Raw genomic sequence first — 17,860 nt, 5'->3', positions numbered from 1 at the left:
CTGGACGGGGAAGCAGACCTTTTCCCGTGTCCCTACATCCGACAAAGGAGATCGTGAACATGAGCTTAGTACCTTATGTAGTGGAGCAGACCAACCGCGGTGAGCGTTCCTACGACATCTTTTCCCGCCTGCTGAATGACCGCATCATTTTCCTGGGCGAGGAAGTCAACGCCACCACCGCCAGCCTGGTCGTGGCCCAGATGCTCTATCTGGAGGCCCAGGACCCGGACAAGGACATCCAGTTCTATATCAACAGCCCCGGCGGCTCCGTGACCGACGGCATGGCCATCTACGACACCATGCAGTATGTCAAGTGCGACGTGTCCACCATCTGTATCGGCATGGCGGCCAGCATGGGCGCGTTTCTGCTCTCCGCCGGCGCCAAGGGCAAGCGGCTGGCCCTCCCCAATGCGGAGATTATGATCCACCAGCCCTCTGCCGGCACACAGGGCCAGATTACCGACATGGCAATCCACCTCAAGCGCCTGGAGGTCATCAAGAAGCGGATGAACAAGATCCTGGCTGACAACACCGGCAAGCCGGTGGAGGTCGTCACGGCCGACTGCGAGCGCGACAATTTCATGTCCGCGGAGGAAGCCTGCGAGTATGGCCTGATTGACAAGGTCATCTACCAGAGATAACCCCAAGACAGCGCGGGAGCATTCTGTGCCCCCGCGCTGTTCCAGCATTCCTTCGGCGGCCAGCGGCGGAAGGAACGCCGAAACTGAGGACCGGGCAGGCTCCGCCCGGCGCCGCCGCAATTGAACAGAGAGTCAAGAGGTAATGATATGGCAAAAAACGACGAAAAGAAATCGGTTCGCTGCTCTTTCTGCGGCAAGCATCAGGAGCAGGTATCCCGTATTATCGCGGGGCCCGGTGCCTATATCTGCAACGAGTGTGTCCATCTGTGCATGAGCATTCTGGACGACACCTATGATCCCGAGGAACAGTTCAGCCCGGATATCCCCGATGTCATCCCCACTCCCCGGGAGATTCGGGAGGTGCTGGACCAGTATATCATCGGCCAGGAGGATGCCAAGGTGGCCCTCTCGGTGGCGGTGTACAACCACTACAAGCGGATCTACTTCGGCGGCGGGGAGGACGTGGAGCTCCAGAAGAGCAATATCCTGCTGGTGGGGCCCACCGGCAGCGGCAAGACCCTGTTCGCCCAGACCCTGGCCCGGATTTTGAAGGTGCCCTTCGCCATTGCCGACGCCACCACGCTGACTGAGGCCGGCTACGTGGGCGACGACGTGGAGAACATCCTTCTGCGCCTGGTCCAGGCCGCCGACTTTGACATTGAGCTGGCCGAGCGCGGCATCATCTATATCGACGAGATGGACAAGATCGCCCGCAAGAGCGAAAACACCTCCATCACCCGGGATGTGTCCGGCGAGGGCGTCCAGCAGGCGCTGCTGAAGATCCTGGAGGGAACTGTGGCCAATGTCCCGCCCCAGGGCGGCCGCAAGCACCCCCACCAGGAGTTTATTCAGCTCAACACCAAGAACATCCTCTTTATCTGCGGCGGCGCCTTTGACGGCCTGGAGAAGATCATCGAGCAGCGGCAGGACCGTAAGACCATGGGCTTCGGCGCGGAGATCAAGAGCAAGAAGGAGCTGGACCGCTCCGCCGTGCTCAAGGATGTCCAGCCCCACGACCTCATCAAGTTCGGCATCATTCCCGAGCTGGTGGGCCGTCTGCCTGTGGTGACCACTCTGCGGGCCCTGAGCAAGGAGCAACTGGTGCAGATTCTCACCGAGCCTAAGAACGCTCTGGTGAAGCAGTACGAAAAGCTGCTGGAGTATGACAATGTGGCCCTGCACTTTGAGCCGGAGGCTCTGGAGGCCGCGGCCGACAAGGCCATTGAGCGGGAGATCGGCGCCCGCGGCCTGCGCGCGGTGCTGGAGGAGAGCGTAACCCAGATTATGTACGATGTGCCCTCCGACCCCACCATTACCGGTGTGACCATCACGGCGGACACCATCCGGGATCACGCGCAGCCCATCATCGAGCGCGACCCCAGCCGGACCGAGCGGCCCCGCCTTGGCGGCGCGGCCCTCCGGGCGGAGCGGGGCGGTATGCCGGCCCAGGGCAACGTGTCCTGAGGCTGAAAAAGCGTCCGGCCCGTCCTCACGGGGAGACAGCTGTAACATTCTGAGGGGCGGGGGATTATGGCTCCCGCCCCTTTTGCATTCCCTGAGAAGGAAGTGAATTCCATGTCTGAAGAGAAGATATCCGCCGTCATGCCCGCCCTGGCCCTGCGGGGCCTGACCATTTTCCCCAACATGCTCCTGCACTTTGACGTGGGCCGGGAGGCGTCCATCAAGGCGCTGGATGAGGCAATGACCAGCAGCCAGCCCATCTTTCTGGTGGCCCAGCGGGATCTGATGGTGGAGAATCCCCGGCTGGAGGATCTGTACACCATCGGCACTGTGTCCACGGTGCGGCAGATTCTGCGCCTGCCGGGGGACAATGTGCGCGTTATGGTGGAGGGCGTGGCCCGGGGCCGCCTGGAGGCCCTGACCCAGACCGCGCCCTACCTCCAGGCGCAGGTGGGGGAGATTGAGGCGGGAGAGCCGGTAAAGAACTCCGCCAGAACCGAGGCCCTGATCCGCCAGACCTATGATCTGTTTGAGTCCTATACGGAGCTGGCCCCCAGAATGACGCCGGATGTGCTCCTGAGCGTGATGGCCAGCGATGACCCCGGCTATATTGCCGACTATATCGCCCAGAACATTGTCATGCGCGGTGAGGACAAGCAGATCATCCTGGAGGAGCTCCGCCCTGTCCGCCGGCTGGAAAAGCTCCAGCAGATGCTCCGCCGGGAGGTGGAGATCCTGGAGCTGGAGCAGTCCATGCAGAACAAGGTGCGGGAGGGCCTGAGCCGGAGCCAGCGGGACTTTGTGCTGCGGGAGCAGCTGAAGGTCATCCGCCAGGAGCTGGGTGAGGACGCTGACAGCGACAGCGAGATAGAGGAGTACCGGCAGAAGATCGCCCGTGCCAAGCTGCCTGCCGAGGTGGAGGAGAAGCTGACCAAAGAATTGGGACGGCTGGAGAAGCAGCCCTTTGGCTCCGCCGAGGCCACCGTGCTGCGCAATTACCTGGACGTGTGTCTGGAGCTGCCCTGGAACAAGAAGACCAGAGAGCGGGTGGACGTGGCCGCCGCACGGAAAGTGCTGGACGGAGACCATTTCGGGCTGGAAAAGGTGAAGGAGCGGATCCTGGAGTTCCTGGCCGTCAAGCAGCTGGCCCCTGAGCTGAAGGGGCAGGTGCTCTGCCTGGTGGGCCCGCCGGGCGTGGGCAAGACCTCCATCGCCATGTCCGTGGCCAGAGCGACCAACCGGAAGCTCTCCCGTATCTCCCTGGGCGGCGTCCACGATGAGGCGGAAATCCGCGGCCATCGCAAGACATATGTGGGCGCAATGCCCGGACGCATCATCTCGGCCATCAAACAGGCGGGAAGTAATAATCCTTTACTGCTGTTGGACGAGATAGACAAGCTGGCCTCCGATATCCACGGTGATCCCTCCTCGGCGCTGCTGGAGGTGTTGGACGGGGAGCAGAACAGCACCTTCCGGGACAACTTTCTGGAGCTGCCCTTTGACCTGTCCGACGTGCTCTTCATCACCACCGCCAACACCACGGACACCATCCCAAGGCCCCTGCTGGATCGGATGGAGGTCATCGAGCTGACCAGCTATACCGATGAGGAAAAGCTGCAGATTGCCAAGCGGCACCTGCTGCCCAAGGAGCTCAAGCGCCACGGCCTGAAGCGCAGCCAGCTGCGCATCACGGATGACGCCATCCGGGAGATTATCTCCGGGTACACCCGGGAGTCCGGCGTCCGTGTGCTGGAGCGGCAGTTGGCCGCTGTGTGCCGGAAGGCGGCAATGCGTGTTGTGACAGATGATGTAAAGTCTATAAGCGTTACAGGCGACAGCTTGGAGGATATGCTGGGTGTGCGCCGTTATCAGCCGGAGAAGCGTCCCGTGCAGGCCCTGGTGGGCGTGGTCAACGGCCTGGCCTGGACCCAGGTGGGGGGTGAGCTGCTGGAGGTGGAGGCCAATGTGGTGCCCGGCAGCGGCAAGATTGAACTGACCGGCAACCTGGGCGATGTGATGAAGGAGTCGGCCCATGCGGCCCTCACCTATATCCGCAGCCGGGCGGCCCGGCTGGGTATTGAGCCGGATTTTTATAAGACGCGGGATATCCACGTCCATTTCCCCGAGGGCGCGGTGCCCAAGGACGGACCCTCCGCAGGCATTGCCATCACTGTGGCCATGGTCTCCGCCCTGACCGGTACGCCGGTCCGGCAGGATGTGGCGATGACAGGCGAAATTACGTTACGGGGCAGAGCCCTGGCCATCGGCGGCCTGAAGGAAAAGACCATGGCCGCACTGCGCAATGGCATCCGCACGGTGCTGATTCCGGCGGACAATGTGAAGGACCTGGAGGAGATCGACCAGACTGTCCGTTCCGCGCTGCACTTTGTCCCCATCGAGGAGGCGGACCAGGCTCTGGCTGAGGCGCTGTGTCAGGACTGCGCGGGCGGGGAAACAACGGCTCCGGCGGCTCCGCTGACGGAGCCCCGACACACGGACGGCGATGTCCGCATCAGGCAGTAAAGGAGGCGCGGCACCATGGCTTTGAATTTGCAGCGGGCGGAATTTGTCCGCTCCGCCGCCAAAGCGGCAGATTTTCCCCGGGACGGCCTGCCCCAGGTGGTTTTCGCCGGGCGGTCCAACGTGGGCAAGTCCTCGGTGATCAACAAAATTCTGCTGCGGAAGAACTTGGCGCGGGTGGGCGCGGCCCCCGGCAAGACCACCCACATCAACTATTTCCTCATCGACGAAAAGCTCTATCTGGTGGACCTGCCCGGCTATGGCTACGCCAAGGTGTCCCAGGCGGAGAAGGAGCGCTGGGGCCGGCTGATCGAGAGCTGGTTTGCGGACAACGCGCTGATGACCCTGGGCATCATGGTTGTGGACGCCCGCCACAAGCCCACGGCGAACGACTGCACCATGGGCGAGTGGTTCAAGCAGAGCGGAAAGCCCTTTCTGGTGGTGGCCAACAAGCTGGACAAGCTCCGCAAGAGCGAAATTGAGCCCAACCTAGCCCGCATCCGGGAGACCCTTGGATTGCCGGATGATGTAAAGGTAATTACCTTCTCAGCGGAGAAAGGAGAAGGGCGGCAGGAGCTCCTGGGTGAAATCCTGAAGAGCATGGGGGAGTCGGAATGAAGTTGGTGCGGATTGAGCGGGATGGAACGGCTGTCTGGGGTGTTTTAAAGGATGATGAAGTCCTGACCCTGGCCGGCGCGCCCTATGAGAGGCTGACCTTTGACGGCGGGCGCCTGCCCCTGAAGCAGTGCCGGCTACTGGCGCCCTGTGAGCCCACCAAGATTGTCTGCGTGGGCAAGAATTACTACGACCACGCCATGGAGATGGGGGAGGGCGTGCCTGACCGGCCCATCCTCTTCCTCAAGGCGCCCAATACGGTCAACCGCCCCGAGGGCGAGGTGTCCGCGCCCAGCTTTGTGGAGCGGCTGGACTACGAGGGTGAGCTGGCCTTTGTGGTGAAAAAACGGGCCAAGCACGTGAAGGCGGAGGAGTACAGGGACTATATCCTGGGCTACACCTGCCTCAACGACGTAACGGCCCGGGACGTGCAGAAGGCGGACGGCCAGTGGAGCCGGGGCAAGAGCATGGACGGCTTTGCGCCCATCGGCCCTCTGGTGACGGACGAGGTGGACGGCTCTGACCTGAAGATTGAGACCCGGCTCAACGGCAGGACCGTGCAGAGCGCCCGCACGTCTCTGTTTATGACCAAAATTCCGGCGCTGATGGAGTTCATCACCGCCTCCATGACCCTGGAGCCCGGCGACGTGGTCACCACCGGTACCCCCGCGGGCATCGGCGCCATGCGGCCCGGCGACGTGGTGGAGGTGGAGATCGAGGGCATCGGCGTCCTGCGCAATTACATCCGGTAAAAAGCGGCCGGCCCGGTGACGGATATCTGTCCCCGGCCCGGCCTTTTTCCGCTGCCATATCCGGGAAAAACTTGAAAAACAGCGGCGAGAGGGCTTTTCCTTGTGTTTTTCGTTTATCTTTGATATAATATTTTCTCTACGATTGATTCCGTCGCCTGTTTCGGAGCGGATCCCGGGATGGCGCCCGTGCTGTGGGGCGGTGCAGACCCGCGAAAGGGGACTTTTTTGTGCACAGAGTAATGGAATACATGACGAATATGAACTGGATGGGGCTGCTCTCTCTGCTTGTGAGCGCAGTGGCGGCACTGGTGTGCATCACGTTCCATGAACTCTCCCACGGCTATGTGGCCTACCGCCTGGGGGACCCCACCGCCAAGCGGATGGGCCGGCTTACCCTCAATCCCATCAAGCATCTGGATGTCATCGGCTTTCTGATGATGATTTTCGCGGGCGTGGGCTGGGCCAAGCCGGTGCCGGTGGACATGCGCTACTTCAAAAATCCTAAGCGGGATATGGCGGTCACCGCCCTGGCGGGGCCCGTCTCCAATTTCCTGATGGCCATTGTGACCATGCTGATCTGCTCCCTGGTATACCGTCTGTTGCTGCCCACAGACAGTATAGTGCTGCTGGTTGTGTTTTATTTCCTGTGCAATGTGGCTATTCTGAGTGTGGGCCTGGGGCTGTTCAACCTGATTCCCATCTCGCCTCTGGACGGCTCCAAGGTGCTCTTTTCCTTCCTTCCTGACCGGGTGTACTACACCATCCTGCGCTATGAGCGGTATATCATGATCGCGGTCATTTTGCTGGTGTTCTTCAATGTGCTGGACGGGCCGCTGTCCTTCTGCATCAACGGCGTGCTGCAGTTCCTGTGCCGGGTCACCGGACTGCCCTGGGAGGCGCTGGTGATCGGCTCGCAGATTCTGGACATTCTGGGGTGAGTGACATAGAGACGCCGATTTTTCATCTGGAAAAGGTGGTCAAGGCAAAGGCGGAGGACATGGAGGACTTTACCGGCCCTCTGGACCTGATCCTCAGCCTGCTGGCCAAGAACAAGATGGAGATCAAGGACATCCAGATTGCGGTGATTCTGGACCAGTACATGGACTGGATGAACAAGCGCAAGGAGCTGGACCTGGAGGTGGCCAGCGAATTTGTAGCCATGGCGGCCCAGCTGGTATTCATCAAGACCAGAATGCTCCTCTCCATCCACGACGAGGAGGCCCTCTCCGAGATGGAGCAGCTCATCGCCTCCCTGGAGGAGCACCAGCGCCACGAGAATTTTAACCGCATCAAGGCGGTCATTCCGGCGCTGGCCGACCGCAATGAGGTGGGCCGGGACTACATCACCAAGACGCCCGAGCTGATTCCAACCAACAAGGCTTACCGCTATGTCCACAAGGCGGAGGATCTGCGCCGGGCCATGCTGGCGGTGCTGGAGCGGTCGGACAACCGGCTTCCGCCGCCCATGGCGGCCTTTGAGGGAATTGTGGGCCGGGAGCCCTACCCGGTGGCCGACAAGGCGGGGGAGATTCTCCGGCAGCTCATTCGTTTCGGCGTGACCCGGTTCCGGGCCCTGTTCAAGGGGAACCGCAGCCGCAGCGAGATTGTAGCCACCTTCATCGCCGTGCTGGAGCTGTGCCGGGCCCGGCGGGTGCGCCTGGCGGGCACGGAGACCGACTGCACGGTGACCTGCACCGACGAGGCGGCGGAGGATTTTGAGTTTACCACGGATGTGAACTGACAACACAGGGAGGGCTGCGCATGGAAGTGAAGGAGATAGAGTCCGCCATTGAGGGAATTCTCTTTGCCGCTGGTGACCCGGTGGGCGTGGAGCGGCTGTGCATGGCGCTGGACCTGGACCGGGCCACGGTGGATGCCGTCTGCCAGCGGCTGGCCGATTATTACAGCTACGAGCGCCGGGGCGTGCGCCTGCTGCGGCTGGAGAACAGCTACCAGCTCTGCTCTGCGCCGGAGCATGCCGACTGTATCCGCCGGGCCTTTGAGAGCCGCCGCCCGGCCCGGTTGTCCCAGCCCGCCCTGGAGGTGCTGGCCATCATCGCCTACTATCAGCCCACCACCCGGGCCTATGTGGACCAGATCCGGGGCGTGGACAGCGCCTATACCGTGGGGCTGCTGCTGGAGCGGGACCTGATTGAGGAGTGCGGCCGCCTTTCCGTGCCCGGACGGCCAATCCTCTACCGTACCACCCAGACCTTCCTGCGGTCCTTTGGCCTGAGCAGCCTGGAGGACCTGCCCGAGCTCCCCAGCGCCAGCCCGGAGGACGGACAGATCACCATGGAGATGCAGGCAAACCTGGAGCGGCTGAAGGCAGTGCAGGAGGACGCGGCGGCCCAGACAGAGGACAACGGGCAAAGCGGCGAGGGGACGGAGGCGTGAGCGCATGACGGTATGGGTTGTCCTGGGGGCAATCGCCGCCGCGCTGGTGCTGCTCTCCCTGGTCCGGGTGGGCGGTACGGTGGAGTACAGCCGCTCCGGCGTGCTGATCCGCCTGCGTGCGGGCCCGTTGCGTATCAGGGTGTACCCGCCCAGGCCGAAGAAGGCGGACGGGCAGGAAAAGCCAAAGCGGGTAAAGAAGAAACCGAAACCCGAGGAGGAGCAGCCGGAGCCCAAGCCGGGCGGGCAGCTCGGCCCGCTGAAGGCGATACTCCCGCTGGTAGCGGACGCGGCAGGCCAGCTGCGGCGCAAAGTGCGGGTGGACAGGCTTCTGCTGGATGTGACGGCGGCGGCTTCCGACCCGGCGGCGGCGGCCCTGGCCTTTGGCGGCGTAAATGCGGCAATCGGTATGATCTGGCCCCTGCTGGAGAATAATTTCAATATTGGCGACCGGCGTATCAGAACCAGAGTGGATTTCAACCTGACGGAGCCGGAGATCTATCTCTATGGGTCCTTCTCCCTGCGCTTGGGGCAGGCGGCGGCTCTGGCCCTGAGGCTGGGAATTCGATTTTTAAAGCTGTGGTCCGGACGGAACCAAGAGCAAACAAAGAAAGAGGCGGTCTGACTATGGAAAACAAGCAGCATCCCATCGGCGACCTGATGAGCACCACCATGCAGAAGATCCGCGAGATGGTGGACGTCAATACCATTGTGGGCAAGCCCATTGAGGCGGGAGATGTAACCATTATCCCTGTGTCCAAGGTGAGCTTCGGCTTTGCCTCCGGCGGCAGCGACTTTACCACCAAGAACCAGAAGCCTGAGGCGGACAACGCCTTCGGCGGCGGCAGCGGCGCCGGCGTGAACATCATGCCCATCGCCTTCCTCATTGTCAAGGGGGACACGGTGCGCATGCTGCCTATCGCGCCGCCCCCCGGGACCACGGTGGACCGGGTGGTGGAGATGGTGCCCGAGGTCATCGACAAGGTGACAGGCTTCATCGAGAAGCAGCAGGAGAAGAAGGCGGAGACGGAACCCTTCTGATTTCAGGTATGTTCCGGCCCGATTCGGCTCATACTAGCATCAACATGCGCCCGCGGCGTAGGGCTGGCGGGCGGCCTGAGGTGATGCTGTATGAAGCGCGTTTTCGCGGCGGTTGCAGCCACTCTGCTGTGCCTGACCTGGCTTCCGCTGTCCGCCGATGGGGCCGGAACGCCGGGGGTTTCGGCGTCCTGCGCCATTTTGGTGGACGCGGAGAGCGGCCGGGTGCTGATGGAGAAAAACGCCCATGAGGAGCGGGCCATTGCCAGCATTACCAAGCTGATGACCGCGCTGGTGGCCGTTGAGTCCACCTCTGATCTGGACAGGGCGGTGACCATCCAAAAAGAGTGGACTCTGGCGGAGGGGTCCTCCATGTACCTGCGGGAAGGGGAGGAGCTGACCCTGCGGGAGCTGCTGTACGGCCTGCTGCTGGTGTCGGGCAATGACGCCGCCCTGGCCATTGCCGGCTTCTGCGCCGGAGACGTGGACACCTTTGTGGAGTGGATGAACCTGCGGGCCCAGGAGCTTGGCATGGAGCACACCCATTTCGTCAACCCCAACGGCCTGCCGGCGGAGGGACACTACTCCACTGCGGCGGATATGGCAAAGCTGGCCATTGTGGTCATGGAGCAGCCGGACCTGGCCGAAATTGTGGGCACAAAGTCCGTCACCATGGCGGGGCGGACTATGACCAACCACAACAAGCTTCTGTGGCGGTATGAGGGCTGTGTGGGCATGAAGACTGGCTACACCGACGCGGCGGGCAGGACCCTGGTGTCCTGCGCCGAGCGGGACGGGCAGCGGCTTATTGCCGTCACCCTCAACGCGCCCAACGACTGGGCCGACCACGCGGCCATGTTTGACTACGGCTTCTCCCAGTGGCCGTCCATTCTGCTGGCGTCCGCCGGGCGGGACCTTCGCACACTGCCCATTGCCGGGAGTCTGGTCCGGTTTGTGCCGGTTCAGGTTGAGCGGGATGTCCGCTATCCGCTGGCGGCAGACGAGCGGGTGACGGCGAAGATTGATCTGCCGGATGAGGTGGAGGCCCCGGTGAAGGAAGGCGACATCGCCGGGAGCCTGACCTATTATGTGGACGGGAAAGAGGTGGGCAGCACCTATCTGGTGTATTCCCACAGCGTGGAACGCAATGCAGCTCAGCCCAAGAGCATATTGGAACGGATTTTTTCCTTTTTCCTGGGTGAAGGCGGCGGCATGAAGGCCGCGTTTTATCCCCAGATACTAAATTCGTACAGCCGGCGGCAGTGGAGCTGACGAAATTCGGAGGCAGCTTATGGAAGAGAGAATCCAGAAAATATTGTCTGCCGCCGGCCTGGCCTCCCGCCGGCGGGCGGAGGAGTACCTCTCGGCGGGCAGGGTGACGGTCAATGGCCGCACCGCCGCGCTGGGCGAAAAGGCAGACCCGAAGCAGGATGACATCCGGCTGGACGGGAAGCCCGTCCGCCCGGCGGGCGCCCATACATACCTGATGCTTTATAAGCCCAGGGGCTATGTAACCACCCTCTCCGACGAGCGGGGGCGCAGGACGGTAGCGCAGCTGGTGTCTGGCTGCGGCGCCCGGGTCTGGCCGGTGGGGCGGCTGGACCTGGATTCGGAGGGCCTGCTGCTGATGACGGACGACGGGGACTTTACCCAGCGGCTGATTCACCCCAGCCACCAGGTGGAGAAGGAGTACCTGGTGACAGTAGAGGGGGACGTGGATCGAGCGCTTCCGGTGCTGTCCGGCCCCATGGAGCTGGACGGCGTGCCGCTCTCACCCGCCAAGGTGGGGGTGCTCAGCCGGGAGGGCGCCGCCCGGGCCCGGCTGTCCGTGGTCATTCATGAGGGGCGAAACCGTCAGGTGCGCAGAATGTGCGCCCTGGCGGGTCTGGAGGTAAAGCGCCTCAAACGGGTGCGGGAGGGCGACCTGACCCTGGGCGGCCTCCGCCCGGGGGAGTGGCGGCGGCTGACGCTCCGGGAGCTCCGGCTGGCGCTGGGGGAGCGGGGAGAGGAGACATAATCCCACCCGGAAAAGACAGTTGATTTTCTTACGGATAACCGCTATCATTAAAACAGCCGCCTATTCAGGGCGGCTGCCTCCGCGCGGCGAAACAGCCGCGCTGTTTTTCCGAAAGACTGTGACAGGCGGCGATGCCTGCCGCTCTGTGAGCCGCGCTGCGGCTTGCCCGCGCATCAGCCCGGCGCACGGCTGATGCGCGGTATCTTTGCCGCATATCCGGCGCCGAACGGTATACCGGCGACTTAGCAGGCAGCCATAGACCGGGGCCGGACAGCTTCATTGTGCAGACGCAGGAGGTCGCATTCATGCCGAGAGATGTTCTAGCATCCATTCAGTCCAATATGAGCACCTTCTCCAAGGGGCAGAAGCTCATTGCCAATTTTATACTGGAGTCCTATGACAAGGCCGCCTTTATGACGGCCAGCAAGCTGGGCAAGACGGTGAACGTCAGCGAGTCCACGGTGGTCCGCTTTGCGGCAGAGCTGGGATACGACGGATACCCCGCCATGCAGAAGGCTTTACAGGAGATGATCCGCAACAAGCTCACCAGCATCCAGCGGATTGAGGTGTCCAATGACCGTATCGGTGACCACGATATTCTCTCCATGGTGATGCAGGCGGATATGGAGAAAATCCGCCTGACCATGGAGGAGACCAACCGGGAGGCGTTCACCGCCTCTGTGGACGCCATTGTGTCCGCCAGACGGATCTATATTATGGGTATCCGCTCCGCCTCCGCCATTACCAGCTTTCTGGGCTTCTATTTCAATCTGATTTTTGACAATGTGGTGGTGGTGCATACCTCTGCCGCCAGTGAGCTCTTTGAGCAGCTGCTCCGGGTGGGGGAGGGCGACGTGGTCATCGGCGTCAGTTTCCCGCGCTACTCCCGGCGGACGGTGCGGGCCATGGAGTTTGCGCGGAAGCAGGGGGCCACGGTGCTGGCCGTTACGGACAGCGAGGCGTCCCCGCTGGCGGCCATTGCCGACCACGCCTTGCTGGCCAAGAGTGACATGGCGTCCTTTGTGGACTCCCTTGTGGCGCCCCTCTCCCTGATTAACGCCCTGATTGTGGCGGTGGGCCGGAAGAAGAACGACGACCTGTCCGAGACCTTTGGAAAGCTGGAGAAGATCTGGGACGAGTATGAGGTCTATGAAAAAATTGAAGACGGAACAGATAGGAGCGGGGGAACTTGACCATAGAGACAGAGATTGTTGTCATTGGCGGCGGCGCGGCGGGCTGCATGGCCGCCCTCACCGCGGCCCGGAACGGGGCGTCCGTCATACTGCTGGAACGCAACCAGAAGCTGGGCCGCAAGCTGTACATCACCGGAAAGGGCCGCTGCAACGTCACCAACGACTGCGGCCCCGACGAGGTATTGAAGAACATCCCCCACAACGGCCGGTTTCTCACCAGCTCGGTGACTCGATTCCCACCCGCGTCGGTAAAGGAGCTCTTTACCTCTCTGGGGGTGACCCTCAAGACGGAGCGGGGGAACCGGGTGTTTCCCCAGTCTGACAAGGCGGCGGATATCATCGACGCTCTGTTGTTGGGGCTGCGCCGGGCGGGGGTGGAGATCCGGGAGGAGCGTGCGGCGGATATCCGCTCCTCCGGGGAGGGCCTGCGGGTGCGCACGGAGCGGGGTGAGTACCATTGTAAGGCGGTTATCCTTGCCACCGGCGGCGTCTCTTATCCGCTGACCGGTTCCACCGGCGACGGCTATCAGATGGCGGCGGCGCTGGGCCACACCATCATTCCGCCCAAGCCCTCCCTGGTGCCGCTGGTGGCAGAGGGAGAACTGTGCCGCAGAATGCAGGGGCTTTCCCTGCGGAACGTGGCGATTAAGGTGAAAAACAGCAAGAAAAAGGTGATTTACCAGGAGCAGGGGGAGATGCTGTTCACCCATTTCGGCCTCTCCGGGCCTCTGATTCTCAGCGCCAGCGCCCATATGCGGGACTTTGACAAGGAGCACTACACGGTCTGGATTGACATGAAGCCGGCGCTGGACGAGAAGACCCTGGACGCCCGCCTCCTGCGGGACCTGGGGGAGAACCCCAACCGGGAATTTCACAATGTGCTGGACGGCCTGGTCCCCCGGCTGATGGTGCCGGTGCTGGCGGAGCTGACCGGCATCCCGGCCGGGACAAAGGCCAACTCTGTGACCCGGGAGGGGCGGAGGCGGCTGCTGGAGCTGCTGAAGGGCTTTCCGGTGGAGATTACCGGTCCCCGGCCGGTGGAGGAGGCCATTGTGACCTCTGGCGGCATCAAGGTGACCGAGGTGGATCCCAAGACAATGCAGTCAAAGCTTGTAAAGGGCGTTTACTTTGCAGGTGAGGTGCTGGACGCCGACGCCTACACCGGCGGCTTTAATCTTCAGATTGCGTGGTCTACCGGCCATGCGGCGGGAGAATCTGCCGCGGAGACTGTATTACAGGCGGGAGGAGATTTATATTGAAGTACAGAAGCATTGCGGTGGACGGGCCGTCCGGCGCGGGAAAGAGCACACTGGCCAGGATGCTGGCCAAATCCCTTGGGTATCTCTATGTGGACACAGGCGCCATTTACCGCACGGTGGGGCTGGCCGCCTGGCGCAGCGGCATTTCGCCGGAGGACAGCGGCGCCGTAATCGGCATGCTGCCCGGGCTGTCCATTGACCTGCGCCACGGTGCGGACGGCCTCCAGCATATGTACCTGGACAATGAGGATGTGAGCGAGGAGATCCGTCTGCCCGAGATCTCCCGCTATGCCTCAGCGGTGTCTGCGGTCCCCGAGGTGAGAGCCTTCCTGATGGATATGCAGCGGGATCTGGCCCGGCGGCAGAATGTGATTATGGACGGCCGGGATATCGGTACTGTGGTGCTGCCGGAGGCAGACGTAAAGATCTTTCTCACCGCCACCTCCGAGGATCGGGCTCGCCGCCGGTATGCCGAGCTGAAGGAGCGGGGCGTGGACAGTGATTACGACACTGTGCTCTCCGAGATCGTGGCCCGGGATGAAAAGGACACCCAGCGGGCCGCCGCGCCGCTGCGCAAGGCGGAGGACGCGATTCCGGTGGATACCACCGGCAACTCCCTGGAAGAGAGCTATGAGGTGCTGCTGAAAACCATTAAGGAGCGTCTGGACGCATGAGAAGCATATATAGAGTATATTCCATTCTGTGGACCATTATCTGGCCCTTCTTCAGCCTGTGCCACCCCTGCCGGGCCATCGGGAAAGAGAACCTGCCCCAGGGCGGGGCCCTGTTCTGCGCCAACCACTCCTGTCTGAACGACCCGGTCTGCCTGGTGATGGCGGTGGGGCGGAAGTATCAGCTCCGGCCCATGGCCAAGTCCGAGTTTATGAACATCCCGGTGCTGGGCTGGCTGCTGAAAAAGGCAGGGGTATTTGCCGTCGACCGCGGCAAGTCCGACGTGACCGCCATCAAGACCGCTATCAAGTACCTAAAGAGCGGTGAAAAGGTGCTGCTCTTCCCCGAGGGCACCCGCGTAAAGGGCGGCGTGGATAAGCATGGCCACGAGAGCGAGGCCAAGAGCGGCGCGGCCATGTTAGCCGTCCGTACCGGCGCGCCGATTGTCCCGGTTTACATCCCGGAAAAAAAGAAGTGGTTCCGGTTTACTAATATCGTGATCGGTGAGCCATACTATCCCCATGTGGAGAGCAAAAAGGGAACCGCGGAGGAGTATAAGGAGATCGCCGAAGAGCTGATGGAGCGCATCCACGCCCTGGGGGCCAAGGCGGCATGAGCAGGGTGACAATGGCGGAGCACGCCGGCTTCTGCTACGGCGTCAAGCGGGCGGTGGAGATGGCGGAGCAGGCGGCCGCCTCCGGGAAGCGATGCGTCATGCTGGGCAGCCTGATTCACAACGACAGCGTGGTGCGCCATCTGGAGTCCATGGGCCTGACCAGCGTGTCGCGGCCCGAGGAGGTCCCCGAGGGAGCGGCGGTGCTTATCCGGTCCCACGGTGAACCCAGGGCGGTCCATGAGGTGCTGAGGGCCCGGGGGGAAATTCTGGATGCCACCTGCCCCAATGTGTCCCGCATTCACAGAATTGTGGCCGAGGCGGAGCAGGCGGGCCGACAGCCCGTTATCATCGGGACGCCCAACCATCCGGAGATCACCGCGATTGCCGGATGGTGCGCCCATCCGGTGGTTTTGGAGAACGCGGAGGCGCTGGGAAAATGGCTGGAGAAAGAGCCTGAAAACCGGGAAAAGCCCCTTACTTTGGTTTCTCAAACCACCGCTGCCAGAAAAAGTTGGGATTTGTGCGTAGAAAAAGCAAAAAAAGAGTGTACAAATTTAAAAGTTTTTGATACAATATGTAGTGCTACGTGCAAGCGCCAGGAAGCGGCCCAGGCTCTGGCCGCCCAAAGTGATGCCATGATTGTAATTGGAGACCGCAAGAGCTCCAATACGAGAAGGCTTGCGGAGCTGTGCGCGGCCCTCTGTCCTCAGGTCCTCTGGATCGAAGGGGCGGAGGATCTGGAACCTTCCAACCTGTACGGGAAGGCTTCTATTGGAATCACCGCGGGTGCGTCCACGCCCGGGTGGATTATAAAGGAGGTCTATGACAAAATGAGCGACGAAACCATGGAGATCGAGGAATCCTTCGCTGAAATGCTGGAGAAATCGATCAAAACTTTAAATACAGGGGAGAAGGTTACAGGCGTTGTCACTGGCATTACGCCCACTGAGATCTATGTCGATCTCGGCACCAAGCACGCCGGTTACATACCGGTGTCTGAGCTGACCGACGATCCCACTGTAAAGGTCGAAGATCTGGTCCACGTGGGCGACGAGATCGAGACCTATGTCATGCGCGTCAACGATCAGGAGGGTGTTGTCACCCTGTCCAAGAAGCGTCTCGACACCGTCAAGAGCTGGGACGATATTGAGCAGGCCCGTGAGGATCACACCACTGTCGAGGGCGTTGTCACCGAGGAGAACAAGGGCGGCGTTGTGGTCAGCATCAAGGGCGTCCGGGTGTTTGTGCCCGCCTCCCAGACTGGCCTGCCCCGCGAGACTCCCATGAGCGAGCTGCTGAAGAAGCACGTCCGCCTCCGCATCACTGAGGTTAACCGCGCCCGCCGCCGCGTGGTGGGCTCCATCCGCGCTGTCACCGCCGAGGAGCGCGCCGCCAAGGCCGCCGAGGTGTGGGAGAACATCGAGGAGGGCAAGAAGTACACCGGCACCGTGAAGTCCCTGACTTCCTACGGCGCCTTTGTGGACATCGGCGGCGTGGACGGCATGGTCCACATCTCTGAGCTCTCCTGGAGCCGTATCAAGCACCCCTCTGAGGTGGTGAAGGTGGGCGACACCGTGGAGGTGTACGTCATTTCCTTCGACAAGGAGAAGAAGAAGATCTCCCTGGGCATGAAGGACCGCAGCCAGGATCCCTGGACTGTGTTCACCACCAAGTACGGCGTGGGCGACACCGCCAACGTCAAGGTGGTCAAGCTGATGACCTTCGGCGCCTTTGCCGAGATCGTCCCCGGCGTGGACGGCCTGATCCACATCTCCCAGATTGCCGATCACCGCATCGACAAGCCCGGCGATGTGCTCAGCGAGGGCCAGATGGTAGATGTGAAGATCACCGATATCGACATGGACCGCAAAAAGGTTTCCCTGTCCATCCGCGCTCTGCTGGAGGATGCCCAGCGCTCTTCCGCCGCCGATGCTGACGGCGCCGACGCTCTGGTTGCCACCTCTGACAGCGAGGGCACCGAGGTGGCCGGCGACTTTGCCGGTACCGACGCGGAGTAATTCCACAATAGGCAAAGCCCGGAAGCGGCCTGTTTTCTTCTGAAAACAGGCCGCTTTTTCACAATATTTACAGTTTGGTTAATGATTTTGCCGTTTTTCCCTTGCAAAATGAGCGAAAATTGACTATAATATAACTATAAAAGTATAGTGGAGGTATGAGCGGTAACTGGAGGTGTAACATGTTTCAGGTAGGCGATAAAATCGTCCATCCAATGCACGGTGCAGGCGTAGTAGACAGCATTGTCCGCAAGAAGGTAAACGGTGTGGTGCGGGAGTACTACATTCTCAAGCTGCCTGTTGGCGGGATGCTGGTTATGGTCCCCACGGAGCACAGCGAGGAGATAGGTGTGCGGCCTGTCTGCAGACGGGACGAGGCAGACAGGGTCCTTGCCGCCATACGGGACATTGAGGTGGATATGACCCAGAACTGGAACCGCCGCTACCGGGAAAACATGATGCGCCTAAAGAGCGGCGATCTGCTGGAGGTGGCCCGGGTGGTCAAGGGGCTGATGCGCCGCGATGTGGACCGGGGACTCTCCACCGGGGAGCGCAAGATGCTGCACTCTGCAAAGCAGATTTTGATTTCTGAGATTGTCCTCTCACAGAATGCCAGCTACGAGGACGTGGAAGCGCGTATAAACGGCGCGATGGCCTAATAAAGATA

Annotated in this window: 18 protein-coding genes; all 18 read left to right on the top strand. The window is 61.7% G+C overall.

Features of this window, described 5'->3' with window-relative positions:
* The first annotated feature begins 59 nt into the window (after nucleotides 1–59).
* The 18 genes from clpP (at nucleotide 60) to QZY67_RS00850 (ending at nucleotide 17,852) form a co-directional block, all read left to right on the top strand.
* Nucleotides 60–641, top strand: coding sequence for an ATP-dependent Clp endopeptidase proteolytic subunit ClpP (gene clpP, locus QZY67_RS00935; protein ID WP_294532187.1), 582 nt, complete (start codon nucleotides 60–62; stop codon nucleotides 639–641).
* A 147-nt stretch (nucleotides 642–788) separates the two neighbouring features.
* A complete protein-coding gene (clpX, locus tag QZY67_RS00930) occupies nucleotides 789–2,105 on the top strand; it encodes an ATP-dependent Clp protease ATP-binding subunit ClpX (protein WP_294532191.1) in 1,317 nt (438 codons plus the stop codon).
* Nucleotides 2,106–2,216: 111 nt separating this feature from the next.
* A complete protein-coding gene (lon, locus tag QZY67_RS00925; RefSeq protein WP_295368123.1) occupies nucleotides 2,217–4,625 on the top strand; it encodes an endopeptidase La in 2,409 nt (802 codons plus the stop codon).
* 15 nt (nucleotides 4,626–4,640) lie between these two features.
* Nucleotides 4,641–5,240 carry a ribosome biogenesis GTP-binding protein YihA/YsxC gene (gene yihA / locus QZY67_RS00920; protein ID WP_295368122.1) on the top strand — a complete coding sequence of 200 codons (600 nt, stop codon included), beginning with the start codon at nucleotides 4,641–4,643 and terminating at the stop codon, nucleotides 5,238–5,240.
* Nucleotides 5,237–5,989: a fumarylacetoacetate hydrolase family protein gene (locus tag QZY67_RS00915; RefSeq protein ID WP_294532199.1), complete on the top strand. Its 753-nt coding sequence runs from the start codon at nucleotides 5,237–5,239 to the stop codon at nucleotides 5,987–5,989. Before yihA ends, QZY67_RS00915 begins: the two co-directional genes overlap by 4 nt.
* Nucleotides 5,990–6,237: 248 nt before the next feature.
* On the top strand, nucleotides 6,238–6,927 hold the full coding sequence (locus tag QZY67_RS00910; protein ID WP_294532201.1) for a site-2 protease family protein: 690 nt from the start codon (nucleotides 6,238–6,240) through the stop codon (nucleotides 6,925–6,927).
* Nucleotides 6,924–7,730: a segregation/condensation protein A gene (locus QZY67_RS00905; protein ID WP_294532205.1), complete on the top strand. Its 807-nt coding sequence runs from the start codon at nucleotides 6,924–6,926 to the stop codon at nucleotides 7,728–7,730. Before QZY67_RS00910 ends, QZY67_RS00905 begins: the two co-directional genes overlap by 4 nt.
* A 20-nt stretch (nucleotides 7,731–7,750) precedes the next feature.
* Nucleotides 7,751–8,386 (top strand): SMC-Scp complex subunit ScpB, encoded by a 636-nt coding sequence (gene scpB / locus QZY67_RS00900; RefSeq protein ID WP_295368120.1) that lies wholly within the window; start codon nucleotides 7,751–7,753, stop codon nucleotides 8,384–8,386.
* Nucleotides 8,387–8,390: 4 nt separating this feature from the next.
* Nucleotides 8,391–9,008, top strand: a complete 618-nt coding sequence (locus QZY67_RS00895) for a DUF2953 domain-containing protein (protein ID WP_295368119.1) — start codon at nucleotides 8,391–8,393, stop codon at nucleotides 9,006–9,008.
* Between the two features lie 2 nt (nucleotides 9,009–9,010).
* Complete coding sequence (gene ytfJ, locus QZY67_RS00890; RefSeq protein WP_294532212.1) at nucleotides 9,011–9,424, top strand: GerW family sporulation protein; 414 nt, start codon at nucleotides 9,011–9,013, stop codon at nucleotides 9,422–9,424.
* Nucleotides 9,425–9,514: 90 nt separating this feature from the next.
* Nucleotides 9,515–10,693, top strand: a complete 1,179-nt coding sequence (locus tag QZY67_RS00885; RefSeq protein WP_295368118.1) for a D-alanyl-D-alanine carboxypeptidase family protein — start codon at nucleotides 9,515–9,517, stop codon at nucleotides 10,691–10,693.
* 19 nt (nucleotides 10,694–10,712) lie between these two features.
* Nucleotides 10,713–11,438 carry a pseudouridine synthase gene (locus QZY67_RS00880; RefSeq protein WP_295368117.1) on the top strand — a complete coding sequence of 242 codons (726 nt, stop codon included), beginning with the start codon at nucleotides 10,713–10,715 and terminating at the stop codon, nucleotides 11,436–11,438.
* Nucleotides 11,439–11,743: 305 nt separating this feature from the next.
* Nucleotides 11,744–12,631 carry a MurR/RpiR family transcriptional regulator gene (locus QZY67_RS00875; RefSeq protein WP_295368116.1) on the top strand — a complete coding sequence of 296 codons (888 nt, stop codon included), beginning with the start codon at nucleotides 11,744–11,746 and terminating at the stop codon, nucleotides 12,629–12,631.
* Nucleotides 12,628–13,890 carry an NAD(P)/FAD-dependent oxidoreductase gene (locus QZY67_RS00870; protein ID WP_295368115.1) on the top strand — a complete coding sequence of 421 codons (1,263 nt, stop codon included), beginning with the start codon at nucleotides 12,628–12,630 and terminating at the stop codon, nucleotides 13,888–13,890. Before QZY67_RS00875 ends, QZY67_RS00870 begins: the two co-directional genes overlap by 4 nt.
* Complete coding sequence (gene cmk / locus QZY67_RS00865; protein WP_294532292.1) at nucleotides 13,884–14,564, top strand: (d)CMP kinase; 681 nt, start codon at nucleotides 13,884–13,886, stop codon at nucleotides 14,562–14,564. The genes QZY67_RS00870 and cmk overlap by 7 nt, the downstream gene beginning before the upstream one ends.
* Entirely contained in the window at nucleotides 14,561–15,178 is a 618-nt protein-coding gene (locus QZY67_RS00860) for a lysophospholipid acyltransferase family protein (RefSeq protein ID WP_295368114.1), read from the top strand. The genes cmk and QZY67_RS00860 overlap by 4 nt, the downstream gene beginning before the upstream one ends.
* Nucleotides 15,175–17,196 carry a bifunctional 4-hydroxy-3-methylbut-2-enyl diphosphate reductase/30S ribosomal protein S1 gene (locus QZY67_RS00855; protein WP_295368113.1) on the top strand — a complete coding sequence of 674 codons (2,022 nt, stop codon included), beginning with the start codon at nucleotides 15,175–15,177 and terminating at the stop codon, nucleotides 17,194–17,196. Before QZY67_RS00860 ends, QZY67_RS00855 begins: the two co-directional genes overlap by 4 nt.
* A 179-nt stretch (nucleotides 17,197–17,375) precedes the next feature.
* On the top strand, nucleotides 17,376–17,852 hold the full coding sequence (locus QZY67_RS00850) for a CarD family transcriptional regulator (protein WP_294532231.1): 477 nt from the start codon (nucleotides 17,376–17,378) through the stop codon (nucleotides 17,850–17,852).
* Nucleotides 17,853–17,860: the final 8 nt, after the last annotated feature.

This window comes from uncultured Pseudoflavonifractor sp., from assembly GCA_904419835.1.
GTDB lineage: Bacteria > Bacillota > Clostridia > Oscillospirales > Oscillospiraceae > Pseudoflavonifractor.
The sequence above is the reverse complement of the archived record's forward strand: the minus strand, read 5'-3'. Positions and strand labels throughout refer to the sequence as shown.